The following is a 26,998-nucleotide window of genomic DNA, read 5'->3' as shown; positions in this document are numbered from 1 at the left end:
TTAGATAAGCCTATTTCTAATTTTTAGAAAGGATTGCAAAGCTTCTCCTATGGGATCCTCCAAATTGAAGAGATGATAACCTATTCCATTTGCCAACAAACTGTCTTTGGTAGTTTTCATCATGGCCTCCAGGGATAGCAAATAGTGTTTTTTTGCTTCTTTGGCATCCACCTTCAATCGTGCCCCGGTTTCCAGATCTTCAAAAGTTATCGTGCCTTGGTAGTCGAAATTCAATTCACGCTTTCCCATGATATGCATCACGACCACCTCATTTCTCGAAGTTTTTAACTGTTTTATAAAATTGGTGAGTTCCTTGTTATTTTCATAAAGATCTGTTATAAAAAAAATCAGTTCTTTATGGCTTCTATCATGCAATTTGTTCAGCGCCATTTGATCCTCTGGCCAATGCCCTTCATTTTTGATGTTGATGAGTTCTAAAAGGATCCTATTAAAATGTTGTTTCTGAATTTTAGGATAGAGGCTTTGGAGGGTTTTATTGTTCAAGGTAAACAAACCAACTGCATCCCCTTGGTTTTGGGAGAGAAAGGCCAAGGAAGCAACCAGTACCCGTACATGGTCCATTTTAGAAAGCCCGTTTTCTGTATGCAGCATCGATTTGCTGGCATCCAAAATGAATTTTACCGAAATATTGGTCTCTATCTCAGATTGCTTGATATAATAACGCCCAGATCTCGCGAGCATCTTCCAGTCCAGCAACCGCAAGTCGTCGCCCGGCTCATAACTTCTATATTGACTAAATTCCATTCCGGGACCTACGCGCCTACTATGATTTAAACCGGAGAGATATCCATCTACTATTACCCGTGCTATCAGCGCCAATCCCGAAATAGAATTGATGATCTCAGGTTTTAGTAACTGGTGATAATCCTGTTTCACTTATTTCTTGGACTTTAAATGTGTGCTAGCGGTTTTTAGCAATTCTCGGGTAACCTCATCGGCCGTAATTCCTTCCGCCTCTGCCCTAAAATTTACAATAATTCGATGCCTTAGAACCGGCAAAGCCACGTGTTTAAGATCTTCTAAAGTAACCGACAATCTTCCGTTTATAAGTGCACGCGCTTTAGCGGTTAGGATCATAGCCTGACCCGCTCTAGGTCCTGCGCCCCAATTCACCCATTCTTTTACATAGCTATTCTCCGTGGTTTCCGGTCGGGTTGCCCTGGTTACTTGGCTTACAAAATTAATGAGATCATCGCTTATTGGCACTTCCCGTACCAAATATTGCAATCTTTGGATCTCTTCCCCGGTGATCACTTTATTAAGTTTTTCCTTTTTAGTCCCCGTGGTGTTTTTTAGGATTGAAGTCTCTTCTGCCTCGTTTGGATATCCGATTTTTATATAAAACAGAAACCGATCTTGTTGTGCTTCCGGCAATGGGAAAGTTCCCGATTGTTCTATAGGGTTTTGGGTAGCCAGGATAAAAAATGGCCTATCCAGCTCGTAGGTCTTTCCTGAGTAAGTAACTTCAAACTCCTGCATGGCTTCTAAAAGAGCTGCCTGAGTTTTGGGAGGGGTTCTGTTGATTTCATCTGCAAGGATGATATTGGCGAAAATAGGACCTTTATTGAATTTGAAAAATTTCTTCCCTGTGCTGTGATCTTCTTCCAGGATCTCTGTACCTATAATATCTGAAGGCATCAAATCTGGAGTAAATTGAATCCTTCTAAAATCAAGAGCTACTGCCTGTGCAAGCGTACGGATCATCAAGGTTTTAGCCAATCCGGGAACCCCTTCTAAAAGGGCATGACCACCTGCCAAAAAGGTAATAAGCAATTGTTCGACAGTTTCTTCCTGTCCAATAATTACCTTTCCTATTTCTGACTTTAAATCCTTCAGTTTTCCAGCGAGATCTTTCACTTCTTGCGCTATTTCTACCAAATCTTTTTCCATAAATACTATTTTAGGATGTAAGTGCGTACATCACTATGTTCACTCCAAAACGAGTGTTATCTATTTTATACCAACGTTTGTTTCTAAAATCGTAATCCCATTCGCAGCCATAATCCTTATTGCTATAAAGCACTCCAATTCTTCCATTTATCTCTATGGCCTTCAAATATTCATGAACCAGATCGTCTCCCCATCCATTTAACTCTTGCGAGGTGGTTGGTGGGCCATCTTCAAATTCAAAAAAAATATTATACAATTCGTGATTGTTCGGAATCTTTTTTAGTTCTTTTGGTCCAAAGATATCTTCCATTTGGCGTTCGAAGGATTTTGCAAAAAGGCCATCAATATCATGGTTGCAATCGTCTGCAAATACGAAGCCTCCATTCCTGATGTATTTTTCGAAATTCTCTCGCTCTTTTTTGGTGAATTGCACCAATTTATGACCAGAGATATAACAAAAAGGACATTTAAAAATCTCGTCACTGCTAAGCGGAACAATATTTTCCTTAATATCTACCTCCAAAGTGGTGTATTCTACCAAAGAATTTAGCAGATTAGAAGGCATACGCTGGTCTACATCCCAGTCTCCGGATTCGTATTGTAATCTTGTGAAGAAAAATTTATTGTTCAAGATATTATGTGATGATTATAAAAGTAATATAACAATAAAAGTAACTAGCTCTTAACTTTAATACTCTTAAAAATTCATAATTCCTTAGTTGAACATAAAATTGGTTGCTTTTTCTAATAATATCATTGATTTAATATTGTTTGTCCTTGCGACAGTTCCGATAGCTATCGGAAGAAGTAAGAGCGACGAGAAATGTCTACAGAATGAGATTCCTCCTCATTCTTCGTTCGGAATGACAGCATTTTGGATTAAAAAAAAACCAATAGTTTTCCAAATTTTTTTAGTTCGAACTAACTTTGTTGATTTGAATCTTATAAAAGAAAAACTGGTTGTTTTGAAAAGTTCAAAACAACCAGTTTAAAATATTCTTATTTTCAATTATACCGCATCAGATAAACTAGTGAATGTGAAATCTCTCACCTTCATATAAGGGATTAAGTTTCCATCTACTCTTACTTGTTTTCCAAGAGTCTCTAAATTATTCAGCATAATAATAGGGCTTTCATTGAATCTGAAGTTCTTTACCGGATACTTGATCTTTCCATTTTCAATATAAAAAGTACCGTCTCTGGTAAGTCCTGTAAATAGCAAAGTTTGTGGATCTACACTTCTAATATACCAAAGCCTTGTAACTAAAATTCCCTTTTTGGTATCCCGAATAAGGTCTTCCAAACTAGCAGTTCCACCTTCCATAATAATATTGGAAGGATAAGGTACCGCATCTACCCCTTTTTGCTCTGCCCAATAACGGCTATACGCTAGGTTTTTAACCACTCCGTTCTCAATCCATTTAGTTTTCTTTAGGGCTTGACCATCTCCATTCCATGTAGCAGTAGGAACATCGGGATGTAAAGGATCTGAATAGATATTTACCCGCTCATCCACAATCTTATCTCCTAATTTGGTACCACCTTCTTTAGACATAAAACTTCTACCTTCATCTGCAGTTCGAGCGTCCAATGCCCTGCCCATATTTCCTAAAAGATCACCAGCCGCTGCAGGCTCTAGAATTACAGTATACTTACCAGGTTCTATTGCTTTTGCTTCCATAGACATAATTGCCTTATCTATGGCCACTTTAGAAGCCTCGGCGGCATCGAACTTTCTAATATCATTGTAATCCCTGGTTACCCATCCAGATCCGGTACCGTCATTGGTTCTCATGGTTACCGTGAAATCCATACTGGTCGCCTTATTATACGCAAACAAGCCATTTGAATTCAGGATCGCATTAAACCCAGCCGAATCGTTTAAGAATCCTGCTGCAGTCACATCTTTTGCTGCTGCTGGAGCAATACTTTTATTGGCCACTTCGGCCCTAAATTCTGGAGTGATCTTTGCGGTTGCTTCTACATAACTCACAGGTTCATCATAGGTTTGTGCCCCCAGCGGTGCCATGAATTCAGGGTTCTCTGGTGATAGCTGGGCTAATTCCTCAGCTCTTCTCACTACTTTCTCCAGAGACGCATCATCAAACTCATCAATAGTTGCAGTTCCAGATTTTTTTCCGAAGCTGGACTGAATTACCAAGGTTTGATTGGATCTATGCCCAGAGGTAGAAACTGTATTTCTAGCATACCGGATGTTTCCGCTTTCGCTGCCTCCCATATTTATTTCGCAAGCATCGGCCTTGGAAAAGCTTAACGCTTTTTCCATGATCTTCCGAGCCTCTTCTTTTGTATATATTGCCATAATGTTGTTATTCTTTAGAGTAAAACAATAGATTAAATGCTTCTACCAGTATTTATTACGTTAACATCGTTAAACCTGGAAGTAGAACTACCATGGGATACCGCGCTCACCTGTGAAGGTTGGCCTTTCCCATCGAAAAAAGATCCAAAAATGCGATAATCACTCTCATCACAAATCTTTGTACAAGAATTCCAGAATTCCTGAGTATTGGATTGATACGCTACATCATCCAGCATCCCTACAATCTCTCCATTTTTGATCTCGTAGAACACTGTGCCACCAAACTGGAAGTTATATCGCTGCTGATCTATTGAGTATGATCCCCTACCGGCGATATAAATTCCTTTTTCCACATCCTTGATCATATCGTTAATAGAATATTTTTCTTTTCCGGCTTCCAAGGATACATTCGGCATACGCTGAAATTGTACATCGTTCCAAGACTGCGCATAACAACATCCATGAGATTCATTTTGATCTATCATATGAACCTGATCACGAATTGCTTGATAATTTTTAAGCACTCCGTTTCTTACCAAATCCCATTGTTTTGTTTTCACCCCTTCATCATCGTAGCCCACATTGCCAAGTGATCCCGGCATTGTTTTATCGGCTACTAAGTTTACAAGGTCGCTACCATATTTAAAGTCGCCAGATTTCCATTTATCCAAGGTTGCAAAACTGGTTCCTGCATAATTTGCTTCGTACCCAAGTACCCTATCCAATTCTAATGGATGACCAACAGACTCATGAATAGTTAAGCCTAGGTGGTTAGGTTCCAATACAAGATCATATTTCCCGGCATCTACAGATTTTGCTGTAAGCATTGCTTTTGCTTGTTTAGCAGCAAGAGTGGCATCTTCTACTATATCGTAGCTGTTTCTATATAATTTTAAACCTTCGGGACCTTCCAGTTTTTCTGAAGCAAGTCCGTCCATATATTCATATCCCATCCCCATGGGCGCACTCATTGCTTGCCTGGATTTAAATTTCCCTGCAGCAGGATCTATAGCCGTTACCCCAAAGGTTGGCCAAATACGGTGGATATCCTGATCTATATAAGAACCTTCTGTGGAAGCGAAATATTTTTGCTCATTCACCATAAAAAGGGCAGAATTCACATAGTTTGCTCCGTTATCCATTGCCGCAGCATTGGCTCCAAGCAAAAGTTCTACTTTTTCTGAAACGGGTACTTCCTTAAAATCTTTTTTGATCGGGGTTTTCCAAGAAACCTCTCCATAGGATTCTACCGGAGCCAGTTTTACAGGATCCTTTTGAATTTTAGAATTCGCTTTTGCAATTGCCACCGCTTGTTCCGTTGCTTTTTTAATTCCATCTTCAGTCACACTATTAGTTGAGGCAAAACCCCAAGTTCCATTAGCGATTACACGAATACCAATCCCAAAAGATTCGGTATTTACCACATTCTGTACCTTATCTTCCCTCGTAAATACATATTGATTAAGGTACCTGCCTATTCTGGCATCTGCATAAGTTGCTCCCAAGCCCCTCGCAGTATTTAAAGCCGTATCGGCCATTAGTTTCTTGGTGATCAAATCCATTCCGGGATCTAACAAGGCCTCTACCGGTATAGAGTTTCCGAGCAAAAGTGAAGGCATCATGATTGCACCTGCACCTAAACCCGCTAGTTGAACAAAACTTCTTCGTTTCATATAAACGTGGTTTTCAGATTGATAATTTATTCCCTTTTAGCTAAAATTAATATTGTTCCACCTATTTAAAAAATGATAAAAAACACACAAAATTTAAGATTTAGATCTCCATGAAAATATGGTATTGGAACTATTTTAGAAAAGAATATCTTTTTAAGATCCCTAATTTAATAAAAATTTAAGAATAATTACGATTTGATCACCAGAAGCTTATAAAAATTATGCTTATCCGTTTACACACCTAAAAATAGCTTTTGTCTCCCTGGGCGGAGTCGAAGGGTTAAACAAAGACGTCTCGACTGCGCTCGATATGACATTTTTAGTTCCATTATGCCTTTTAGGCATATTACGGATATACAATAAAAATTAAAATAATGGAGGTATCTACCCAAGACATGGAATTAATGTAGGTTGATAGAACTTGAAATAGCGATTATTTGGATGTCATCGCGTAAGATCAAAATAATTTGATAAGTGAAAGCTGAATACGTTTTAAATCCAGATCTACTTCCAAAACAGTGACCATTAAATGTTGCCCTAATTTCACCACAGAATTTACATCATTTATATATTCATTTGCCAGTTTAGATATATGGACAAGACCACTTTCTTTAATCCCGATATCCACGAAACATCCAAAATTGGTGATATTATTAACGATACCTGGTAATTTCATTCCTGTTTTTAGGTCGTTGATACTATTTACATGCTCATCAAACTGAAAAACCTTGATCTTACTTCTGGGATCTAAGCCTGGCTTTTCCAGCTCCTTAATAATATCTTTTAATGTTGGAAGCCCGAGGTCTTCTTGAACATAATTATCCAATGATATTTTTTGAAGCACTTCCTTATTACCTATTATTTCGCTTATCGCAGTTCCCCGATCCTTTGCCATTTTATTGACCAACTCATATCTCTCCGGGTGAACAGCAGAATCATCCAATGGATTTTTAGAATTTTTGATCCTTAAAAACCCAGCAGATTGCTCGTATGCTTTGGCTCCTAATCTAGGAACTTTTAACAATTCTTCCCTACTCTTAATACTTCCTTTATTTGATCTATAAGAAATGATGTTTTCAGCTAGTACCGGTCCAATTCCGGAAACATAGGATAACAATTCTTTACTGGCAGAGTTTACGTTGATACCGATTCGGTTCACACAATTCATGACCACTAAATCCAATTTGCTCTTTAATTTGGTTTGATCTACATCATGCTGGTACTGCCCTACTCCAATAGATTTCGCATCGATTTTCACTAATTCTGCCAAGGGATCAATCAATCTTCTCCCTATTGAAACTGCGCCTCGAACGGTGATATCATAATTTGTAAATTCATCCCTTGCAATTTTAGATGCTGAATAAATTGAAGCCCCTGCCTCATTAACCACATATACAGAGATCTCTTTATTAAATGGCACTTTCTTAATGAATTCTTCTGTTTCCCTTGAAGCGGTACCATTTCCAATGGAGATCGCTTCAATATTATAGGCGTTCACCAGAGATCTTATTTTCTTAATGGCAAGGATCATTTCTTTTTGGGGAGAATGCGGATAAATAGTTTCATTATGAAGCAGCATTCCGTTTGCATCTAAACACACCAACTTGCAACCAGACTTGTACCCGGGATCCAAGGCTAAAATCCTTTTATTACCAAGGGGTGGCGCCAATAAAAGTTGTTCTAAATTTTCAGCAAAAACCTGTATAGCTTCTTCATCTGCTTTATTTTTTGCTTCAGATAAAACTTCATTGGAAAAGGAGGGTTTTAAAAGTCGTTTGTAAGAATCTTCAAATGCCTCTTTAATATATTTTGAAGCTGAAGAATTTTTAACCTGAAGCACCTTATCTATTAACCTTAAAGCTTCCTTTTTTTCTACCTCAATCTTAACTTTAACTATCCCCTCACTTTCGGCTCTAAGAATTGCTAATAATCTATGGGAAGGAATTCTTTTTAGAGGTTCGTTCCAGCCAAAATATTGCTTATATTTTTGAGCGATTGGGTTTTCTTTTTCAGATTTAACCACACTTGAAGCTATATCTGCACTATTCTGAAACAATCTTCTAAGCTTTTGGCGAACATAAGGATTTTCACTTACCCACTCTGCAATTATATGTTGAGCGCCGTCCAAAGCATCAGCCGTAGATTTTATCTCTTGTGACAAAAACCTCTTCGCCACTTGCTCTAAATCGCCTCCTTTTTGGGACATTACTATCTTCGCCAGCGGTTCCAAGCCTGCTTCTCTAGCAACTTCCGCTTTTGTTCTTCGTTTCTTTTTAAAAGGAAGGTAAAGATCTTCTAATTCCACCATCGAAGTGGAATGCTGAATCTTGGACAGCAAGGAATCTGTCATTACATATTGATCTTCAATAGCTTTAATGATCGATTTTTTACGGTGTTCTAATTCAGAATAAGATTTTAAAAGCGCTGCGATTTTTTCAATTTGAACTTCATCCAAATTTCCAGTTACCTCTTTTCTATAACGCGCAATAAAAGGAATGGTAGCATCTTCTTTTAATAAGGAAACTGTATTTAGAATTGATTTTTCGGGAACAGCGATTTTAGCTTTTATATATGATATTAACTCCAAGTCATGAATTTTAAGGAATAAAAACAAAGATACCGGGATTCTAATTTATCTGTATTAATACCCTGAGATATTTCCCAAAAATTAGATGATATTAATTTTTTTTGAATGCTCAATCGCTTTTTCGCTATTAATAAAGTAACAGGTACTTACTCCCATATCCTTAATATTATTTAGAACAATTGCAACAGTCTTCTTTTTAACCTTTTTGGTCTTTCGAATATATACTGCATTTATATTTAAAGGGAATATTTTACAGATGCGCTCATAGATATAAGGATCTTTCTGGGAATCATCACCAATAAGCACATATTTTAGGTTTGGGTAAAATGAGATAATATCCTTGATCTTTTCGAATTTATGATCGTGTCCCCCCCTCCCCGTCATTAGGAAATCTGAAATTCCTGTTTTTATCTTTTTCAATTTTATAACTGCTTTGGGCAACTCATGTCTTTTAGCAAATTCATTGATGAAATCGTATAAATTCCATTCGCTACTAGACACGTAAAAAAAGGAATTGAAAGCCTGTTCGTTTTCCTGCCCATAAGAACTTAGTGCCTTATAATGTGGCACCACATCTTCAAATATTTTTCTTTTATTGATATTTTTAAGCAACATGACATATAGCTTCTTAAAAAAATTACCGCTGTAAGAAATGAGAAACGTATCATCTATATCAGATATTATTCCGTACTTGCTTTCAAAGGGCTTCAATATCTCCCCGGTATCCACAATACCAAAACCATTGAATTGGCAGGAAACCTGATATTCATGCCAACCACTTGCCAGTTCTTCATCAAAAGGAATATTAAACCTGAAATACCCATCATCCAACGTTTTTGTTTGAACCTGCAAACCTTGAAATTCTAGTGTCACCCGAATATTGGACATGGGTTTTATATTGAACATGTGCATGATAGACACCGCATGTTTAATTCCGCGTCTATCTATCCGGTATTTATCTGGAGCCCAGGATTTAAACACGTGGCCAAAAACTACCAGTTCTTGATCGTTTATGTATCCACGATATAATTTTAAGTCGATTTTTGTCAATTGAGATTTTATTAACGATAGATTACTTCCAAAATAGCTAATTTTAGCAACAATCTACGGTACATGGAATCAAATAATCAAATTTTACTGGTCGTAAATCCAATTTCAGGAGCTTTCGATAAAGCAAATCTTATTGAAACAGTTGAAATAGAACTAAATAAGAAAAACATAAAACTTGAGGTTTACGAAACCCAAGGAGGAGAAGATGATGAAAGTGCGATTAAGAATTTGATTAACACGCATAAACCAGAGCGCATATTGGTTGCAGGTGGAGATGGAACAATTCAGCTTGTTGCAAAAGTCCTTAAAGATTTCGATCTTACCCTTGGGATTTTACCTGCAGGTTCTGCTAATGGTTTTGCAATTAATTTGGACCTTCCAGATAATCTTAAAGATCAAATTGAAGTTGCTACAGGATCTAAAACTTTCACGGTGGATACTTTGGAACTCAATGGGGAAATGTGTTTACATATTTCGGATCTTGGTATAAACGCAGAACTCATAAGACATTACGAACATTCCAATTTTAGGGGGATGTTTGGGTATTTCCTTCAATCTTTCCCTACATTGTTCAAATCCAATTATCCTTATAAATTTACTATTGAAGCTATGGACCATCGATATGTAAAGAAAGGAGTGCTCTTAGCTATTGCCAATGCCAATAAATTTGGAACTGGAGCGAATATAAATCCACATGGAAAATTGAATGATGGGAAGTTTGAAGTCATTATTTTTAAAAGAATAAGTTTATTTCACATTATAAAAACTTTATTTAAAAATACCGAAATGGATTCCAATTTCGTGGAAGCCATCTCTATAGAAGAAGCTATAATCACTTGTAAAAAGCCCGTAGCCTTCCAAATAGATGGAGAGTTCATAGGGAAAAGAAAAAAAGTAGAGGTGAGAATAGCCGATAAGAAATTGAGAATTGCAGTACCTAAAGATTTTGTCCCGGCTTAAATCAAGCAGATTGATCTTATTATTGGATATAGGGTTCGCTCTATATATCGCTAATTTCAATCGCACGAAATAGAATTATTTTTAAAACACTTAAAATTCAAAAGAACAATGAGCACGTTAAAAATTACATTCAAAAATAAAGAAGGTTTCGATTTAAAAGGTAGTATTGAGTTGCCCGAGAACAGAAATCCACACAACTTTGTATTGTTCGCGCATTGCTTTACATGCAACAAAAACTTTTTAGCGGTAAGGAATATAAGTAAAGCATTAATAACTAAAGGTTTTGGGGTTCTTAGGTTCGATTTTACCGGATTGGGCGAAAGCGAAGGAGAATTTGCTGATTCCAATTTTTCTGGAAATGTAGAAGATCTAATCGAGGCCGCTGGTTATTTAGAAGAAAATTATAAAGCGCCCTCATTGCTTATTGGACATTCCCTAGGCGGTGCAGCGGTGCTGTTAGCAGCTACCTTATTGCCATCGGTAACAGCGGTTGCAACTATTGGAGCGCCATCCCATATTGGCCATGTGAAAAATCTATTGAAAAATGATGTAGAAGATATTCAGAAAAATGGAATCGCTGAAGTGAATATTGGGGGCAGAAAATTCAATATAAAAAAGCAATTCTTAGACGATCTCGAAAACAACGATCTTCCAGATATTATTTCAAAATTAAATAAATCTTTATTAATTCTCCATTCCCCACAGGATAGGATAGTGGGCATTAAAAATGCCGAAGAAATTTACATTGCAGCAAAGCATCCCAAAAGTTTCATTTCTTTGGATGGAGGAGATCATTTGTTATCCAATAAAATGGATTCTAGTTATGCTGGTGATATTATAGGCAGCTGGGCTTATAGGTATATTGATATCCCCGAGCAAAAAAACTTAAAAACCAATTTGGACGTCGTTGCACATTTAGGCCCAGAAGGTTTTACTACACAAATAAAAGCTGGAAGGCACAATCTAATAGCCGATGAACCGGAGCATGTTGGGGGAAACGATTTTGGGCCCAATCCATATGAATATGTATCAGCTGGTTTAGCAGCTTGTACTTCTATGACCATCCAGATGTATGCCAAAAGAAAAGGCTGGATCGTAGACTCTGTAGATACACAGGTTAATTATGGCAGAGAGCATGCCCTGGATTGTGAAAAATGTGAAGAAGCTGGAACCAAAATAGACACTTTTAAACGAGAGCTTATAATTAAAGGAGATTTGGATGAAAAGCAGCGAAATCGATTATTAGAGATCGCTAATAAATGTCCCGTACATAAAACATTACATTCTGAAACCCAAATTATTACAAGCTTGGTAGATCCAAAGTAAACAACCTTAAAGCATGTTTTGGTGACCATAAATCTATGTTAAGCAATCCTTAAATCTTTGGAGATTCCTTATTATACAAGTACTTTAGATGAGTTCAATGTAAAACCAATCCATATAAATTATGAAACGTATTAGCTTAACACTTTTATTTTGTGCATCCCTTTTGATTATTGGATGTAAAAATGACAAAAAAGAAAAAGACGATAAAAAAACTTCCGACACCGAAATGACTCAGGAAAAAGAAGTTGAAGTCAAAAAAGTAAAAATTACTTTGGAACCTAAAAGCGATAGTAAACTATCGGGAAATGTTGTTTTTACTGAAGAAAACGGTGAGGTTACCATGACCGCGATTATAGATGGTTTAGCTGAAGGCATGCATGCCATCCATATTCATGAAAGTGCAGATTGCTCGGCAAAAGATGGATCGTCTGCAGGAGGACACTGGAACCCAACATTTGAACAACATGGAAAATGGGGTGATGCCTCAGGATACCATAGAGGTGATATCGGAAATTTTAAAGTAGATGGAAATGGAAATGGTACTATTACCATGACTACGGATAAATGGTGTATTGGTTGTGACGATGACACTAAGAACATCGTTGGAAAGGCTGTCATAGTTCATGATGGCGTAGACGATTTTACCTCTCAACCCTCTGGTGCTGCCGGAACAAGAGTTGGATGTGGTACCATTAAGATGTAATACTTTTTTAAGGATATTATAATAAAAGCAACCTTCGGGTTGCTTTTTCTATTTTAAATAGAATAATGTTCTATTTTTAAGCATAATTTCAAACCTATGCAACAAGATAAGTTAATTGAAGAACTCCAAGCTGGCAACCAAAAAGCCTTTGAGCGCATTTATGAACTTTATTCCCATAGTACCTATGGAATTATATATAACATAATTAAAGACACCGCTGTTTCAGAAGAAATTTTACAAGATGTTTTTATAAAAATATGGAACAATGCTTCAAGCTATAACCCCGATAAAGGCCGATTCTTTACATGGGTCTTGAACATTGCAAGGAATGCTTCTATAGATAAAATTAGGTCTAAAGATTTCAAAAATAAAAAGTTAAACCTAAAGAGTGATAATTTCGTAGATATATTGGAGTCTACAACGAACTTCTTCGGAAAAATCGATGCTATTGGTTTACAAAAATACATCGATGTCCTAGCACCTATTTGTAAGAGCTTAATAGACTTGTTGTTTTTTAAAGGCTATACTCAAAAGGAAACTTCAGAAGAACTTCAAATGCCCCTTGGAACTGTCAAAACAAAGAACAGGGCGTGTATAGATGAATTACGATCTAAAGTATTATAATAATGGATATTAATAATTATATATCATCGGGCATTCTTGAACTATATGTTTATGGTGCACTTTCTGAACCAGAAAGTAGAGAGGTAACGCGAATTTTAAAACAATTCCCGGAAGTAGAATCTGAAGTAGAGGAAATTGAAGAAGCCCTTATTCAATTATCTGCCGCTGTTGCACCTGCAGATGCCGATAAATTAATTCAGCGTATTAAACAAAAACTTTCCCACAATCCAAAAGTGGTAACAATGAAAAGTGGCAGATCTAATATCCCTATGTATATTGGATGGGCTGCCAGTTTAATATTCTTAATTGGACTGTTCTTGATGTTCAATAAAAACCAGAAACTAAGACAAGATCTACAGGCTTTACAAGGAGAAAAAGCTCAAATGGAGACTCAAATTGCAGAAGCTCGATTAGATGCAGAGAAAACCAAAGAGTTACTTTCTATAATTAGGGATAAGGATATTATAAAAGTGCCTTTAGCAGGTCAAGCTGTTGCTCCAGATGCTTACGCTGCTGCTTATTGGGATAAAACCACAAATACCACGTATATAGATGTAAAAGACCTACCAGAGCCTCCAAGAGGGATGGTTTATCAAGTATGGTCTTTACAGTTGGAACCATTAACACCAACAAGCATAGGTATTTTGGACACTTATGAGGAAGACGAAAATAAAATATTCCCTCTGGAAAACACAAACCCTTCTGAAGCTTTCGGAATTACATTAGAACCTGCTCGAGGTAGTAAAACGCCAACGATGGAACAATTGTATGCCTTGGGAGTTGTTTCTTCCTAGAGATCACATTCTTTTTAAAAAGAAAATTACCTTTAAATTCACGATATGCTGTGATCTTAAAGGTGATTTTATTTTTATCGAAATTTTTTAAACTTGCATAAATGTAAAGAGCCTGCTCTGTTAAGAAACAAACTCTTCACTAACCAACCAAAAAAATCGAAAACAATTATTCTAAGGGCAGAATTTAAAATGCAGTAGGCTTTTAAAACTTCATCATTAGGGCAATAAAAGTTTTTAGTAGGGTAAAATCACATTCATTGCGCTGCTCTTAATAACTCTCTTCTACCATACTTACGAGAATAAATAAGACATGGTTTTAAATGTTGAAATTTTTAACATTGTGGTGTTGTTATTCAAGCCATTCCTTAAAGAGCTTCACTCGCTCCCTGCTTACAATTAACTGATGTTTGTTAAAACAATCCAACTTTACCTCTAAGCGCAAATTAGAATAACTTACAATATCTTTTATCGCATTAAGGTTCACTATAAATTTTCTACTGATCCTAAAGAATTTCTCGGGATCCAGATCCTTCTCTAATTTTTCCAAACTAAGATCCAATAAATAGCTTCTATCACTATTGGTGTGCAAGTACGTGCCTTTATTTTCTGAATAAAAGCAACAAACATCATGTATTTCAACAATCTTTAAATGCTGCCCTACCTGTAAGGCAAATCGCTTTTTATATTCATTTTTATAAGATTGCCGAAACATTTTCTGAATGTCTTCTGCTCTTATAAAAGCGGGTTTTTGCTTAAGCCTATTCGCACTAAATTTATCCACTGCCTCCTTCAACTCTTCATCATCTATAGGTTTCAATAAATAATCCACACTATTTAACTTGAAGGCCTTTAATGCATATTCATCATAAGCAGTAGTAAATATGATGGCGCTTTTAATTTCAACATTTTCAAAAATCTCAAAAGACAAACCGTCACTAAGTTGAATATCTAAAAAGATGAGCTCTGGATGCTCATTATTCTGAAACCATGCAACAGCCTCTGCCACACTATGAAGCATTGTAACTACTTCTAGATCCAAAAGGCTTAACATTCTATTGAGTCTTCTAGCAGATGGCTTTTCGTCTTCTATAATTGCTACTTGCATCCCATTGATTTAAATTCTATTCCCATTTTTGTTTTTCCTCTTCTTCCATAAAAGATTTTATTTTGCGTTCTTCCCAATCTTTGTTGAACATCGGGTTTATTTGATAAGCCTTTAGCGCATCAAAGACCAGCCCTATTCCCCAGCCAGCGGTTACCCATAAAAACCATGGATATTCCCATTGGTTGGAATAATAGTTCACTGCGGCAAGAAAGATGTTTACAACGATATAGGAAAAAAGGTGGTTATAGAATTTTTTTAATTCGTCTACCCGTTCTTTTGCCCTTTGATAAGTGTTTTCTGAATTTTCCATTTTCTTTATTGATTGCGTTTCATATATTCTTTTATCTTTTTATCCTCCCAGTCCCTCCCAAGGATAGGGTTATACCCAAAAACATCCATGGCATGAAAAAGCAAGCCTATCCCCCAACCTATTGCAGGAAAGATCACCCAAGGAAAATCACTTTTTGTGAGCCAATTAAAAACCGCTAAGGCAGGGATTACTATGCAATAGGAAGTTAAATTACCGTAGAATCCCCTTAACTTTTTTACCTTATCCTTGGCTCTTAGGTAGGTATTGTTCTTGTCCCATGTTACTTCTCTTTTCATAACCGCAATCTTTTTGGTTAATAATGGCAATCGTACTTCGAAATAATTTTTAGATTTATTTATTTGAACTATTCGTCTAGTTAGCAATCCATATCGTTGCTGAATATTGATCAAGCCAACCTTGCTCCCCTTTCCTAATATTTCTTTTTCCTGAAGGTTGTTCCTCACCACCAATTCATTCTTATCTTCAAAAATCTCGATATGTAAGGGTTGTTGTGGAGAAACCCTGTTATGCTTCACTGCATTTTCCAGTAACAGTTGTAAGGATAAAGGCACTACTTTAGCCTCGGCCAAATTCAACTTTAAGGGAATACTACAATTAATCCCATCTTCAAACCTCATTTTAAGTAGATTTATATACGTTTTGGCGAATTTTATCTCTTCAGAAAGTTCCACAAGATCCTTGTTCTTTTGCTCCAAAACATACCTATAGGTTTTGGATAAAGAGGTGGTGAATTTTTGAGCAGCGATTGGGTTTTCTTCAATAAGGGAAGTCAAAACATTTAAACTATTGAATAAAAAGTGTGGATCTAATTGATTCTTTAAGGCATCGAATTTTGCCGAAGCAGTTCCGGCAATTATTTTTTGTTCAGCAACCCTTCTCTCCTGCAATGCTTTATAAAAATAAAATAGGTGAAAACTAAGAGAAACAATAGCAGTAAAGAGTAACGGAAATAAATAATTCCCTATGCGCTCATTTTCCAAAAATTCATCTAAATTATATCTGCTCTCGAAATAAACCAGGTGAATCATTCGAGAAATAAAAAAGGCAATTAAGGTCAAAACCATACTCCCTACAACCCCAATCACAACTCTTTGGACTCCTTTTCCCTCCCAATTAATTCTTTGGTTCATAAAATAAAAGAAAAGACCATTTACACTGGAAAGCACAAAACTATAGAAGAAATAAAGACCCAAATTAGTAACACTTAACAGATCATCCAAGGTAGTGGATGGGCTAAATACAATATCCAAAAAGCCTATTATAATAGTGATCATGATACTTACCTTAAGTATCTTGTAAACAATTTTATACATCTTTTTGCTCTTGTTTTATTTTGACAATTCAAATATCCTTAAAACATCCTTTAGAATAAAGGTTTATAGACCGAACTGTGGTAATTTTAGGTTGAATTGTATAAAAGAGCATCAAAATATCGACCTATTTAATTATTAATTTGTGTTTTTAAAAAACCTTAACGCTATAATTTATATCTTCAAACCTTAACACAATCTAACCCAAATTATGAATATTTTTGAAGCTTTAAGGCAAGAACATGAAATCCAAAGAAATCTTGTAAAAAAACTTGTATCTACACACGGGGATACCCAAGAAAGAAAAAAAATCTTCGAGCAATTAAGGCACGAGCTTAAAATACATGCAGATGCCGAAGAAAGACATTTTTATGTTCCCTTGATAAAAAAAGACCTTACGCAGCAGAAAGCAAGGCATAGTGTTGCAGAACACCATGAAATGGATGAACTAATTGAACAATTGGAAGATACCGAAATGAGTGCTTCCAACTGGTTGAAAATTGCAAAGGATCTGGAACATAAAGTTACGCACCACTTGGACGAAGAAGAGCAAGAAGTTTTTCAGATGGCTGGAAAAGCACTTACCGAAAAACAAAAAATATCTTTAGCATCAGATTATAACAAGGAGATTACCAAGAACAGATGAATTTTTTGAAGTTTGAGTCCCCAGAAAGCAGCTTTAATTTTAAAACCACAAAAAGTCATAATCTACATACTTTCAAAACCTTGATCAACAGCCGTATGCAAAATGGGAAGATCCAAAATTTTTGACTTTTTTACTCTTTTCCTATTTAACTTGAGTTTACTCCGAAAACTCAAGTTTCTAAACTTAAAAATCAGCTTCAGTTAAAACTGAAGCTGATTTTTTTGTTATATCAATACACGATGCAGCAAAACTTATAAGAAATACTTTTACAATGCTTTATCTGATTTGGATTGCTTTTGATTTTCTTTAAATGGCCTAATTATAAGTCTAGCTGCTTTATCGAAATTCACATAATTATACACCCAATTAAAGAAAGTTACCAATCTATTTCTAAACCCAATTAAAAACCAAAGGTGGATAAACATCCAAACGAACCAAGCAAAGAAACCTCCAAAATTAAATTTTCCAAGTTCCACAACAGCCCGGTTTCTCCCAACAGTTGCCATTGTGCCTTTATCAAAATACTTAAAAGGCTCTAGTTTTTTATTATTTAATAATTTTTTGAAGTTTTTACCTAAATGTTTCCCTTGCTGAATAGCTGGTTGGGCAACCATGGGATGCCCTTTGGGATATTCCTCGCTTTCCATAACGGCAATATCGCCAACTGCAAATATGTTTTTGTACCCATTTATCTGGTTAAATCGATTAACTTCATATCTATTGGCTTTCTCTATTAGTGCCGAAGCGTCTAATCCTTTTACGGGAGCTCCTGTTACCCCAGCGCTCCAAATAAATGTATAGGTATCAAATTTTAAGGAAGTATTTGTTAATACCTCTCTCCCATCATAAGACTTTACTTGTGTGTTTAAATGGATTTGGACTCCCAGCTCCTCCAAAAATTTCGCAGCTTTTCTGGAAGATTTCTCACTCATGGGGGGCAATACCCTTTCCCTGCCTTCAATAAGATGGATTTCCATTTCTGAAGGATCTAGATCTGGAAAATCTTTAGGGACAATATGGTTTCTTAATTCTGAAATCGCTCCACTTAGCTCCACTCCCGTTGGTCCGGCACCGGCCAGCACAAAGTTTAATAGCGCCCTGCGTTCTACTGGATCTGCGGTAATTACAGCCTGTTCCAAATTTTCCAAAATAAGGCTTCTAATATTTAATGCATGGGGCACCGTTTTCATCCACATGCCATTTTCTTCGATACTATCATTGCCGAAAAAATTGGTTTTAGAACCTGTGGCAATAACCAGGTAATCGTAGTGCAACTCCCCAATGTTGGACTGGATCATCTGCTTTTCAGGATCTATATTGGACACCTCTGCCATTCTAAAAAAACCCCTATTACTGGATCTAATTATTTTCCGCAATGGATAGGCAATGGAACCCGGCTCTAATCCAGAAGTAGAAACCTGATACAATAATGGCTGAAACGTATGGTAGTTATGTCTATCTATTAATACGGTTTGCACTTTCTGCTTTAAAAGGTTTTTAACTAAGGAAATTCCGCCAAAGCCCCCTCCTATAATTACTACGCGAGGTAGCTCAGTTTTTGGTATATTCATTTATCAATCTGGGATTTATTTTGAATCATAGAATTCTTGTTTAGACTTCAGTATTATTCATCAATTTATATATCTTCGAAAATAAGAATAATTTGGCTTTTAAATAAATCCTATTAAACAGTTTGGATTTCACCCTCCAAGATGTAACACTGTACGACAATCGAAGACTAACCATTTGTAAACCGCTTCTGTGAATAAAGAATTAGAACATCAATTTGTAAGCAATTTGGAGAGAGACCAAAATATTGTGCACAAGATATGTAGGATTTATACCAATGACCAAGCTTCTCACAATGATTTGTTTCAGGAGATAACCATACAGCTTTGGAAGGCATATCCTAAATTTAGGGGAGATGCAAAATTTAGTACTTGGATGTATCGCGTGGCATTGAACACTGCCATCACTTTATATCGTAAGAAAAAGCGTGGAATTCAGACTCAGGATTACGATTCGGTGCATTTCCGAATAAAAGTAGATGAATATGATGATGAGACTGAGCAACGATTATCGCTGATGTACAATGCTTTAAAAGAATTAAATGATATAGACAAAGCCTTGGTGTTTCTATATCTGGAAGATAAAAATTACAAGGAAATATCTGAAACAATGGGTATTAGCGAAGTGAATGCACGAGTTAAGATGAACAGGGTTAAAACAAAGCTAAAAAAAATATTAAATCCGTAAGCGTATGGATGAATTAGATTTATTAAAAAAAGATTGGAGCAGGCAGCAAGGGAATTATCCCAAACTTTCCTATGACCAGATCTATAAAATGATTTGGAAACGTTCCCATTCTATCGTAAAATGGATTTTTTATATAAGCCTTATAGAATTATTAGCTGGTACTATTGTAAATATTGTTTTCTCTGGAGATCAATATTGGGAGCAGATCGAAAAGAATGATCTTTCCGAGGTGGTTACTGTTTTATATGTAGCGAGCTATGCCATTACCTTTTATTTTATCTATAGGTTTTATAGAAATTACAAAAGAATCTCTACTACAGATGATGCCTCCACGTTAATGAAGAATATTTTAAAGACCCGAAAAACGGTAAAATACTATATCGCCTATGTGTTGATTTCTACTGGGGTTTTAATTGTGGGGATTTTCACTTACATGATTTTAAATCATTCAAATCCTGATGTGGGGAATATCTCAAAATATTCTTTTGAAGCGATGGATTGGATGAAATTTATTGGTGTGAGCATAGTGGTTTTAGGCACATTTCTTGGCTTAATCTGGTTGTTCTACCGCTTGCTTTATGGGATATTACTTAAAAGGCTGAAGAGAAATTATGTAGAATTAAAAAAGTTGGAACTGTAATCCTGATCTTGGGGCTTACTCCTTTTTAATTATTGTTTCATGGCCCTCTTTTATTTGAGGTTTTAAACCGTTTGTGCTTTAAAGACCTTGAAATACTATACTTTTGCAAAAAATCGGTTTTGCGCTCTAATATTAAAAATTCATAAAAATGGAATTTACAAACCCCCTGGTTTATGGGGTCCCCGTTTTTTTAGGACTTATCCTAATAGAACTAACTTACAGTAAAACCCATGAAAACAAAGACCTGTATAATTGGAAAGACCTCCTTTCAAGCCTTTCTATGGGTATTGGCTCTGCGGTAATAGGGGCATTGATAAAAACAGTTTCCATCATTCTTATATTTAATTTTGTTTACGAATTTTTTAACCCGGTTATTGAAGGCGTAAGGACTAATATTATGGGGTGGCAATCCTTCGGGTATGCTTGGTATCTCTGGCTTTTATGTATGTTTTTGGACGATTTTACATATTATTGGTTTCATCGGCAAAATCATATGATACGGTTTTTTTGGGCAGCTCATATAGTGCATCATTCCTCTGATAATTTTAATCTTGGAACAGCGGTTCGCAATGGTTGGTTCACAATTCTCTACAAACCTTTTTTTTACATGTGGATAGTCATAATAGGTTTTCCACCTGAAATGCTGGTGGTATGCCTTGGAATTGAAGCCTTATGGCAATTCCAGTTGCACACTAAATATGTTCCTAAAATGGGAATTATAGAAAATTTTGTTAACACCCACACAATGCACCAGGTACATCATGCGAAAAATCTGGAATACATGGATAAAAACCATGGAGGTTTTTTGAATGTTTTCGACAGAATTTTTGGTACATGGAAAGAGATGGATACTTCAATTGACATTGAATATGGGGTTTCTACACCACCCAATTCATATAATTTATGGGTGATCCTAACGCATGAATACCAAAATATTTGGGAGGATACCAAAAAAACAAAGAACTGGAGGCATAAATTTATGTATGTGTTTGGCCCTCCTGGCTGGAGCCACGACGGAAGTACCCAAACGGTCAAGGAAATGCAAAAAGCCCTTAAAGTAAATAATTGATACTTCTGAAATTCATTTCCCTATTTAGTAGTGAGTGAAAGATACTGAAATTTTTCACTCTTTTCCTCTTTTCCTCTTTCATTCTTTCACTCTTTCACTCTTTCACTCTTTCACTCTATTCCTGTTTAACTTAAGTTTTGCTTTGAATCTTGAATCTTGAAACCATTAATATTCCCACTTTCTTTTTTCGTTCAATTTCTCCATATCGTCCAGTTCTTCCTGTGGGATAACTTTTAGAAAAGAAGAATGCTGCTCTATGGCATATTCCAACTTCTCTACAATATCATCTATAGAATCATTTTCGTAATCGAAATCTAAAGCTGGTTTTATCTGAAAACTTTGAAGAATGCCCCTTTTTTTGAGTCGGATTCCTTTTTTATCGAAAGATCTTCTAAAACCATCTATAACAATAGGAATAACAATGGGCTTATGCTGCATAATAATATGTGCAGTTCCTTTTCTAATGGGTTTAAAAGGTTTGGTTGTTCCTTGTGGAAAAGTGATCACCCAGCCATCTTTTAAGGCGACCCCAATATTATCGGTATCTTCTATGTTTACTTCTCTTTTTATATCCTGCCCTTTAGAGCGCCAAGTTCTTTCTACAGTAATGGCTCCCGCATAGGCCATAATTCTTGTAAGCAGTCCAGCTTGCATCGTTTCTTTCGCAGCCACATAGTATAAATTGAGTTTGGGCTGCCATATATAGCCAACATTTTTTATAGAGTCCACTCTCCCGCTTAAACTTGCATTAAAAACATGGAACATCGCTGTAACATCGGCAAAATAGGTCTGGTGGTTAGAGACAAATAGCACGTTAGTGTTTGGAAGGTTTTTAATGATTTCGGAACCTTCTATATGAAGCTCATTAAAACCTCTATAACGTCTGTGTGATAAAACGCCAAAAATACGAATCAACCACTTTTTAATATATAGATAATGTCCGAATGGATTTTTAGAAAACAACCCCATATAGTCCTAATGATCTTGATTTGTTAATATTATCTTAAAAGAAGCCAAAGGTACTAATAAAGATTAAAGACTAAGCTTCAATAAATCCTTTAATTCACTAAGCATCATTGCGGTTGCTCCCCAAACCACATGACCGTTCAACGAAAATGCAGGAACTTGTATATTTTTCGCATAAGAAGTACTTAATTCTTGAGAAATCAAATTTCTTTCATCCATAAAATCTTCCAAGTCTACTTCCAATATTTTTTCAACTTCAGATTCCTGTGGAACAAGTTCAGGAGTTCTATCTATAAGCCCCACATATGGATGTACCCAAAAATTACTTGGTGGGATATATAACTTGGTTAATTTCTTTAATACCCGCACCTCAGATTGGGGAATACCAACTTCCTCTTCTGTTTCCCGCAATGCGGTATATTTTAAATTTTTGTCGAAATTCTCTACACGCCCCCCTGGAAACCCAACCTGATTGGAATGAACTCCTTTATAGGTCTTTCTTAAAATTAAAACGAGATTGGTAATTTCATCTTTATTGGGATAAAATACTGCCATTACCCCAGCCTTACTGGGCTTCTTGGCATTAATATCTGTACGGGCCAATTCCTTTAATCTTAATAACGGAGCCAATTTATGTTGAGCCTCCACGCCTGGAAGTTCTAAATTCTTTAAATTTGAGATCTTATATGTAAATTCAGTAAAATTCATGACACGTCTACTTTCTTTCCTTTTCGTTTCCCTGATCCTTTTTTTTGCAAGTTGTGAAGATACACAAAAATCAAGGAGCAATACTGTAAAAACACCTTCAGCCAAGACTATTACAAAGGTAAAGGACTCTTCAGAAAAAATAACCGATACACCAAAAAAAAAGGAAGGGGAATTATTTCTTCATGACGAACCAATGCTTGTTCAGGAGAAATTGATTCCTTTTTTAACGGAATATGGGAAGAAGAACCCAGAGAACAAAGTAAGGATAACCACGAGCTTTGGTGATATTGATATATTGCTATATAATGACACACCACTGCACAGGGCGAATATGATCTTATTGATAAAAGAAGGATATTTCAATGGTACGTTTTTTCATAGGGTTGCCAATGGGTTTGTAATTCAAGGAGGGAATTCAGACAATAAAGAGACAAGTATTAAAAGAAACAACATGGGCTCTTATTTAATTCCAAGTGAATTTGAAGCGGGACACAAACATACCCGAGGTGCATTTGCAGCGGCTAAATATGCCGAACAAAATGTGAGTAAAGCTTCTTCCCCATTTGAGTTCTTTATTGTCCAAAGCAAGAGGGGGGCTCATCATTTAGATAATGATCATACCGTATATGGAAGGGTGATAAAAGGAATGGAGATAGTAGATAAAATTGCAGAACAACCCATTGGAGAAGGAGAATGGCCATTAATTAATATCCCGATGACTGTAGAGATCTTAAAATAAGGACAAGCTGTTATAACTTAAAATTCAATTCATCTTTAAATCTATACAATTGGGTAAGTTTAATATTTATAAAATGAGGGTTGGGGTTACATTTGATCCTATAAATTATTAAAAACTTTAAATTATGAAAACCATTGCTGTATTGATCGCGTTATTTTTAAGTCAACTATTTTATGCACAAACCAATGCTTCCCCAGAAATTTCAGTGAGTGTAGAAAATATAAAAAGCGATAAAGGAACCATTTTTTTCGGGGTTTATTCTGAAAATACGTTTATGAAAAAGGCACCAGAATTTCGGGCTAAGAGTGAAATTGTAGATGGAATTGCAAGTGCAATATTTAAGGACCTGCCCCCGGGAACCTATGCGATATCTTGTTTCCATGATAAAAACGACAACTCACAAATGGATTTTGAGCCAACGGGTATGCCATTAGAACCTTATGGGATTTCCAATAACAACATCAATGATTATGGGCCTCCGATTTGGGAAGATGCAAAATTTGAACTTGCAGATGAGTCCCTAAATATGACTTTAAAGCTGACAAACCAACTATAGATAACTGAAGCTGAATTATTAGTTGTAATAGAAAAAATCAATACCTTTGTTTTTGTATTAATTCTACTATTTTATGACTATAACTCAGCTTCAATATGTTCTTGCAGTTGCAGAACACCAAAATTTTACCAAGGCAGCACAAAAGGTTTTTGTGACCCAACCTACCTTGAGTATGCAAATCCAAAAACTGGAAGACGAACTTGGGGTTAAAATCTTCGACCGTACCAAGAAACCTATCCAATTAACCGAAACCGGAAGAAAAATTGTAAACCAGGCTCGAAATATTGTTAATGAGAGCGATCGTATTCAGGATATTGTAGATCAAGAAAAGGGTTTTATTGGAGGTGCCTTTAGATTAGGAATTATACCCACCATAATGCCAACCCTGTTGCCGATGTTCCTTAACAATTTTATCAAGAAATACCCAAAGGTTAAATTAAAGATTGAAGAATTAAATACAGAAGCAATTATCGAACGCTTGAATGAAGGACATTTAGACGCCGCTATTGCTGCAACTCCTTTAGAATTGGATGGCATCAAAGAACAGGTGTTATATTATGAGCCTTTTGTTGGGTATGTCCCAGAAGGACATCGATTGGCCGCAGATAATAACCTAAATGTTGAGAATTTAGATATAGACGATATTTTGCTTTTAGAAGATGGGCATTGTTTTAAAGATGGCATTATTAATCTATGTAAAGTCTCCAGAAACTACGATGGGGACCATTTCCAATTAGAAAGTGGGAGTTTCGAAACCCTTATAAAATTGGCAAATGAAGGTTTAGGAATGACGTTGCTGCCCTATTTGCACACCATGGATCTAGGAGAGAAAGAGCGCAAGAAACTAAAAATGTTTGAAGAACCTGTACCAGCAAGGGAAGTGAGTTTAATTTACACCAAAAGCGAATTAAAAATGCATATTATAGAAGCACTTCGCACTACGATAGCAGGTGTTATAAAAGGAGCTATCGCTTTCCAAAATGTAAAAATCATAAGCCCTTTGAACAATAGAAAGAATGTTCTAAACTAAAAGATCGGCCAATGGCCGATCTTTTAGTTTAGATATATTAGACATTGATTTAGCTCGGGATTCTGTCGAGTTAAAGAAAGTATCCAAATTTTTAATTCCTCTATTTCATGAGGAAGAAGTCGTTGGATTGCTTTCTTAACTTCTTTACAGAACAACACCGCATCAAAACTTACTTTATGAAGAATTGTTTTGGTGTATTCAAACATCGCTCTCGCCATATTTTTATACTGTTTTAAGTTGTTGATTTAATTTAAGTAAAAGTAGAATTATACTATAGGCAGGTTTTATAAATCCTCTTCAAGATAGTAATAATTCATCAATAATGCAATTCGATTCCGAAATTTAAACCCTCATTTAGGGTTTAATACCCCGATGCCTGCCATGAGGCACTTTATTTAAATTTAAAACCTATTATCTCCACTTAAAACATCTCCTATACCTCCTAAAATACTTCCTTCCCCTTTATCTTTCCCACCTCCTTGAGGAGCAGCTTGCAGTACCCTATTCGCTAATCTACTAAATGGTAAAGATTGAACATATACTACTCCAGGCCCTGTTAAGGTTGCAAAAAACAATCCTTCGCCACCAAAAATGGTGTTTTTGATACCCCCTACAAATTCGATATCGTAATTAACGTCTTGCGTAAAACCGATGATACAACCTGTATCCACACATAATTTTTCACCAACTCCCAATTCCTTACGAGCCATAGTGCCACCGGCATGTACAAAGGCCATTCCATCCCCTTCTACTTTTTGCATAATAAAGCCTTCTCCACCAAAGAAACCTCTCCCTAATTTTCTGCTAAATTCGATTCCAATAGAAACTCCTTTGGCAGCGCATAAGAAAGCATCTTTCTGGCAAATGAATTTTCCTCCATATATACTAAGATCCAAAGGGAGTATTTTTCCAGGATAAGGCGATGCAAAACTCACCTTCTTCTTTCCAGAAACTTCGTTGGAAAAAATGGTCATGAATAAACTTTCTCCTGTAAGCAGTCTTTTCCCTGCGCCAAGTACTTTTCCGAGAAACCCTTCATTTTGCTTAGAGCCATCCCCAAAAATAGTGTTCATCTTAATCCCACTATCCATCATCATAAAGTTACCGGCTTCGGCAATTACTGCTTCATTAGGATCTAACTCCAATTCCACATATTGCATTTCTTCTCCAAATATCTGATAATCTATTTCGTGTGCATTCATAATTACTTATTTATAGAAATAGGTAAGTAAAACAATGTAAACGTTACAAAAAATAGGTGGAAATATGTAAAAATGGGTTGAATGCCATAAATTGCAGAAAAGTGTTCAATTGCAGAATTATGCAAACGTTTTCCAATCCCTTTTAGCAAATACATGACCATCTCGTCACCCTGTTCCAAAACATCCTTTAAATTTGTAATACACGAGTTGCCCTATTAGGAAAGTTTAATGATTATTTTTTTTAGGAGATTCTTCAGTACACTACGTTCCCTTCAGAATGACAAACATTTTATATTGTCATCCCGACGGGAGGAGGGATCTTTACTTAAAATAACCATTCCATTAATTTCCATCAATTCGTTAAATCATATTCAGAATGATAATTGTATACTCTAACTTCAAACTGTTTAAAGGAATAGAGGATATTATTTTTTTTAAGATCCTTAGACGCTGGAACAAGTACCATTGACTTACTTTTTAAATATGTCA

At 36.0% G+C, this 26,998-nt stretch carries 27 protein-coding genes; 12 read left to right on the top strand and 15 right to left on the bottom strand.

From position 1 onward, the window contains the following. The 7 genes from JM83_RS12945 to JM83_RS12915 form a co-directional block, all read right to left on the bottom strand. Entirely contained in the window at positions 1-897 is an 897-nt protein-coding gene (locus JM83_RS12945; RefSeq protein ID WP_144962578.1) for a DUF58 domain-containing protein, read from the bottom strand. Beyond that, a complete protein-coding gene (locus tag JM83_RS12940) occupies positions 898-1,911 on the bottom strand; it encodes an AAA family ATPase (RefSeq protein ID WP_144962576.1) in 1,014 nt (337 codons plus the stop codon). Between the two features lie 10 nt (positions 1,912-1,921). Then, positions 1,922-2,542 (bottom strand): DUF4159 domain-containing protein, encoded by a 621-nt coding sequence (locus tag JM83_RS12935; RefSeq protein ID WP_144962574.1) that lies wholly within the window; start codon positions 2,540-2,542, stop codon positions 1,922-1,924. Between the two features lie 378 nt (positions 2,543-2,920). Continuing rightward, a complete protein-coding gene (locus JM83_RS12930) occupies positions 2,921-4,234 on the bottom strand; it encodes a TldD/PmbA family protein (RefSeq protein WP_144962572.1) in 1,314 nt (437 codons plus the stop codon). Between the two features lie 32 nt (positions 4,235-4,266). Further along, positions 4,267-5,907, bottom strand: a complete 1,641-nt coding sequence (locus JM83_RS12925) for a TldD/PmbA family protein (protein WP_144962570.1) — start codon at positions 5,905-5,907, stop codon at positions 4,267-4,269. Between the two features lie 457 nt (positions 5,908-6,364). Further along, on the bottom strand, positions 6,365-8,494 hold the full coding sequence (locus JM83_RS12920; RefSeq protein WP_144962568.1) for a Tex family protein: 2,130 nt from the start codon (positions 8,492-8,494) through the stop codon (positions 6,365-6,367). Positions 8,495-8,575: 81 nt separating this feature from the next. Continuing rightward, positions 8,576-9,544 (bottom strand): App1 family protein, encoded by a 969-nt coding sequence (locus JM83_RS12915; RefSeq protein ID WP_144962566.1) that lies wholly within the window; start codon positions 9,542-9,544, stop codon positions 8,576-8,578. Positions 9,545-9,607: 63 nt separating this feature from the next. On the opposite strand from JM83_RS12915, the gene JM83_RS12910 reads away from it, so the two are divergent. The 5 genes from JM83_RS12910 (at position 9,608) to JM83_RS12890 (ending at position 13,951) form a co-directional block, all read left to right on the top strand. Next, the gene (locus JM83_RS12910) at positions 9,608-10,504 is read left to right on the top strand and encodes a diacylglycerol/lipid kinase family protein (RefSeq protein WP_144962564.1); all 897 of its coding nucleotides are present in this window, start codon (positions 9,608-9,610) and stop codon (positions 10,502-10,504) included. 108 nt (positions 10,505-10,612) lie between these two features. Beyond that, positions 10,613-11,830, top strand: coding sequence for a bifunctional alpha/beta hydrolase/OsmC family protein (locus tag JM83_RS12905; RefSeq protein ID WP_144962562.1), 1,218 nt, complete (start codon positions 10,613-10,615; stop codon positions 11,828-11,830). Between the two features lie 121 nt (positions 11,831-11,951). Beyond that, positions 11,952-12,533, top strand: a complete 582-nt coding sequence (locus JM83_RS12900; protein WP_144962560.1) for a superoxide dismutase family protein — start codon at positions 11,952-11,954, stop codon at positions 12,531-12,533. 96 nt (positions 12,534-12,629) lie between these two features. Further along, positions 12,630-13,157, top strand: coding sequence for an RNA polymerase sigma factor (locus JM83_RS12895; protein WP_144962558.1), 528 nt, complete (start codon positions 12,630-12,632; stop codon positions 13,155-13,157). 2 nt (positions 13,158-13,159) lie between these two features. Beyond that, positions 13,160-13,951 carry an anti-sigma factor domain-containing protein gene (locus JM83_RS12890; protein WP_144962556.1) on the top strand — a complete coding sequence of 264 codons (792 nt, stop codon included), beginning with the start codon at positions 13,160-13,162 and terminating at the stop codon, positions 13,949-13,951. A gap of 349 nt (positions 13,952-14,300) precedes the next feature. Here JM83_RS12890 and JM83_RS12885 read toward each other — a convergent pair whose 3' ends face one another. From JM83_RS12885 to JM83_RS12875, 3 genes are read right to left on the bottom strand one after another with little or no spacing between them, the layout of a single operon-like run. Next, on the bottom strand, positions 14,301-15,056 hold the full coding sequence (locus tag JM83_RS12885; RefSeq protein ID WP_144962554.1) for a LytR/AlgR family response regulator transcription factor: 756 nt from the start codon (positions 15,054-15,056) through the stop codon (positions 14,301-14,303). Between the two features lie 16 nt (positions 15,057-15,072). Beyond that, the gene (locus tag JM83_RS12880; RefSeq protein WP_144962551.1) at positions 15,073-15,366 is read right to left on the bottom strand and encodes a 2TM domain-containing protein; all 294 of its coding nucleotides are present in this window, start codon (positions 15,364-15,366) and stop codon (positions 15,073-15,075) included. A 5-nt stretch (positions 15,367-15,371) separates the two neighbouring features. Then, positions 15,372-16,700: a 2TM domain-containing protein gene (locus JM83_RS12875; RefSeq protein ID WP_144962550.1), complete on the bottom strand. Its 1,329-nt coding sequence runs from the start codon at positions 16,698-16,700 to the stop codon at positions 15,372-15,374. A 208-nt stretch (positions 16,701-16,908) separates the two neighbouring features. Here JM83_RS12875 and JM83_RS12870 point away from each other — a divergent pair, with 208 nt between their 5' ends. Next, positions 16,909-17,343 (top strand): hemerythrin domain-containing protein, encoded by a 435-nt coding sequence (locus JM83_RS12870; RefSeq protein ID WP_144962549.1) that lies wholly within the window; start codon positions 16,909-16,911, stop codon positions 17,341-17,343. A gap of 266 nt (positions 17,344-17,609) precedes the next feature. Here the strand turns inward: JM83_RS12870 and JM83_RS12865 are convergent, their stop codons facing one another. Next, positions 17,610-18,914, bottom strand: coding sequence for an NAD(P)/FAD-dependent oxidoreductase (locus tag JM83_RS12865; RefSeq protein WP_144962548.1), 1,305 nt, complete (start codon positions 18,912-18,914; stop codon positions 17,610-17,612). Between the two features lie 190 nt (positions 18,915-19,104). Between JM83_RS12865 and JM83_RS12860 the strand changes: the two genes are divergently transcribed. The 3 genes from JM83_RS12860 (at position 19,105) to JM83_RS12850 (ending at position 21,308) form a co-directional block, all read left to right on the top strand. After that, entirely contained in the window at positions 19,105-19,599 is a 495-nt protein-coding gene (locus JM83_RS12860; RefSeq protein ID WP_144962547.1) for an RNA polymerase sigma factor, read from the top strand. A 4-nt stretch (positions 19,600-19,603) separates the two neighbouring features. After that, positions 19,604-20,239 (top strand): hypothetical protein, encoded by a 636-nt coding sequence (locus tag JM83_RS12855; protein ID WP_144962546.1) that lies wholly within the window; start codon positions 19,604-19,606, stop codon positions 20,237-20,239. Between the two features lie 148 nt (positions 20,240-20,387). After that, entirely contained in the window at positions 20,388-21,308 is a 921-nt protein-coding gene (locus JM83_RS12850; RefSeq protein WP_144962545.1) for a sterol desaturase family protein, read from the top strand. Between the two features lie 165 nt (positions 21,309-21,473). On the opposite strand, the gene JM83_RS12845 is transcribed toward JM83_RS12850, so the two are convergent. Further along, on the bottom strand, positions 21,474-22,277 hold the full coding sequence (locus tag JM83_RS12845) for a lysophospholipid acyltransferase family protein (RefSeq protein ID WP_144962544.1): 804 nt from the start codon (positions 22,275-22,277) through the stop codon (positions 21,474-21,476). A 63-nt stretch (positions 22,278-22,340) separates the two neighbouring features. Next, positions 22,341-22,982 carry an NUDIX hydrolase gene (locus JM83_RS12840; RefSeq protein WP_144962543.1) on the bottom strand — a complete coding sequence of 214 codons (642 nt, stop codon included), beginning with the start codon at positions 22,980-22,982 and terminating at the stop codon, positions 22,341-22,343. Between JM83_RS12840 and JM83_RS12835 the strand changes: the two genes are divergently transcribed. The 3 genes from JM83_RS12835 to JM83_RS12825 all read left to right on the top strand — a co-directional run bounded on the left by JM83_RS12835 (position 22,981) and on the right by JM83_RS12825 (position 25,307). Beyond that, complete coding sequence (locus JM83_RS12835) at positions 22,981-23,721, top strand: peptidylprolyl isomerase (RefSeq protein WP_261376462.1); 741 nt, start codon at positions 22,981-22,983, stop codon at positions 23,719-23,721. The genes JM83_RS12840 and JM83_RS12835 overlap by 2 nt on opposite strands. A 124-nt stretch (positions 23,722-23,845) precedes the next feature. Beyond that, positions 23,846-24,277 carry a DUF2141 domain-containing protein gene (locus tag JM83_RS12830; RefSeq protein WP_144962542.1) on the top strand — a complete coding sequence of 144 codons (432 nt, stop codon included), beginning with the start codon at positions 23,846-23,848 and terminating at the stop codon, positions 24,275-24,277. Positions 24,278-24,350: 73 nt separating this feature from the next. Beyond that, positions 24,351-25,307, top strand: a complete 957-nt coding sequence (locus tag JM83_RS12825; protein WP_144962541.1) for a hydrogen peroxide-inducible genes activator — start codon at positions 24,351-24,353, stop codon at positions 25,305-25,307. 23 nt (positions 25,308-25,330) lie between these two features. On the opposite strand, the gene JM83_RS19495 is transcribed toward JM83_RS12825, so the two are convergent. Together JM83_RS19495 and JM83_RS12815 are read right to left on the bottom strand one after the other, a co-directional pair. Continuing rightward, positions 25,331-25,525 (bottom strand): hypothetical protein, encoded by a 195-nt coding sequence (locus tag JM83_RS19495; protein WP_144962540.1) that lies wholly within the window; start codon positions 25,523-25,525, stop codon positions 25,331-25,333. Positions 25,526-25,708: 183 nt separating this feature from the next. After that, complete coding sequence (locus JM83_RS12815) at positions 25,709-26,509, bottom strand: TIGR00266 family protein (protein ID WP_144962539.1); 801 nt, start codon at positions 26,507-26,509, stop codon at positions 25,709-25,711. Between the last annotated feature and the right edge of the window lie 489 nt (positions 26,510-26,998).

The sequence above is a fragment of the Gillisia sp. Hel_I_86 genome, assembly GCF_007827275.1.
In the GTDB taxonomy this organism is placed as follows: Bacteria; Bacteroidota; Bacteroidia; order Flavobacteriales; family Flavobacteriaceae; genus Gillisia.
The sequence above is the reverse complement of the archived record's forward strand: the minus strand, read 5'-3'. Positions and strand labels throughout refer to the sequence as shown.

Coding starts and splice junctions, on each gene's coding strand:
- JM83_RS12940 (WP_144962576.1), bottom strand. CDS start 1,911: ATGGAAAAAGATTTGGTAGAAATAGCGCAAGAAGTGAAAGATCTCGCT.
- JM83_RS12930 (WP_144962572.1), bottom strand. CDS start 4,234: ATGGCAATATATACAAAAGAAGAGGCTCGGAAGATCATGGAAAAAGCG.
- JM83_RS12925 (WP_144962570.1), bottom strand. CDS start 5,907: ATGAAACGAAGAAGTTTTGTTCAACTAGCGGGTTTAGGTGCAGGTGCA.
- JM83_RS12910 (WP_144962564.1), top strand. CDS start 9,608: ATGGAATCAAATAATCAAATTTTACTGGTCGTAAATCCAATTTCAGGA.
- JM83_RS12905 (WP_144962562.1), top strand. CDS start 10,613: ATGAGCACGTTAAAAATTACATTCAAAAATAAAGAAGGTTTCGATTTA.
- JM83_RS12900 (WP_144962560.1), top strand. CDS start 11,952: ATGAAACGTATTAGCTTAACACTTTTATTTTGTGCATCCCTTTTGATT.
- JM83_RS12895 (WP_144962558.1), top strand. CDS start 12,630: ATGCAACAAGATAAGTTAATTGAAGAACTCCAAGCTGGCAACCAAAAA.
- JM83_RS12890 (WP_144962556.1), top strand. CDS start 13,160: ATGGATATTAATAATTATATATCATCGGGCATTCTTGAACTATATGTT.
- JM83_RS12885 (WP_144962554.1), bottom strand. CDS start 15,056: ATGCAAGTAGCAATTATAGAAGACGAAAAGCCATCTGCTAGAAGACTC.
- JM83_RS12880 (WP_144962551.1), bottom strand. CDS start 15,366: ATGGAAAATTCAGAAAACACTTATCAAAGGGCAAAAGAACGGGTAGAC.
- JM83_RS12875 (WP_144962550.1), bottom strand. CDS start 16,700: ATGTATAAAATTGTTTACAAGATACTTAAGGTAAGTATCATGATCACT.
- JM83_RS12870 (WP_144962549.1), top strand. CDS start 16,909: ATGAATATTTTTGAAGCTTTAAGGCAAGAACATGAAATCCAAAGAAAT.
- JM83_RS12865 (WP_144962548.1), bottom strand. CDS start 18,914: ATGAATATACCAAAAACTGAGCTACCTCGCGTAGTAATTATAGGAGGG.
- JM83_RS12855 (WP_144962546.1), top strand. CDS start 19,604: ATGGATGAATTAGATTTATTAAAAAAAGATTGGAGCAGGCAGCAAGGG.
- JM83_RS12850 (WP_144962545.1), top strand. CDS start 20,388: ATGGAATTTACAAACCCCCTGGTTTATGGGGTCCCCGTTTTTTTAGGA.
- JM83_RS12845 (WP_144962544.1), bottom strand. CDS start 22,277: ATGGGGTTGTTTTCTAAAAATCCATTCGGACATTATCTATATATTAAA.
- JM83_RS12835 (WP_261376462.1), top strand. CDS start 22,981: ATGACACGTCTACTTTCTTTCCTTTTCGTTTCCCTGATCCTTTTTTTT.
- JM83_RS12840 (WP_144962543.1), bottom strand. CDS start 22,982: ATGAATTTTACTGAATTTACATATAAGATCTCAAATTTAAAGAATTTA.
- JM83_RS12830 (WP_144962542.1), top strand. CDS start 23,846: ATGAAAACCATTGCTGTATTGATCGCGTTATTTTTAAGTCAACTATTT.
- JM83_RS12825 (WP_144962541.1), top strand. CDS start 24,351: ATGACTATAACTCAGCTTCAATATGTTCTTGCAGTTGCAGAACACCAA.
- JM83_RS19495 (WP_144962540.1), bottom strand. CDS start 25,525: ATGGCGAGAGCGATGTTTGAATACACCAAAACAATTCTTCATAAAGTA.
- JM83_RS12815 (WP_144962539.1), bottom strand. CDS start 26,509: ATGAATGCACACGAAATAGATTATCAGATATTTGGAGAAGAAATGCAA.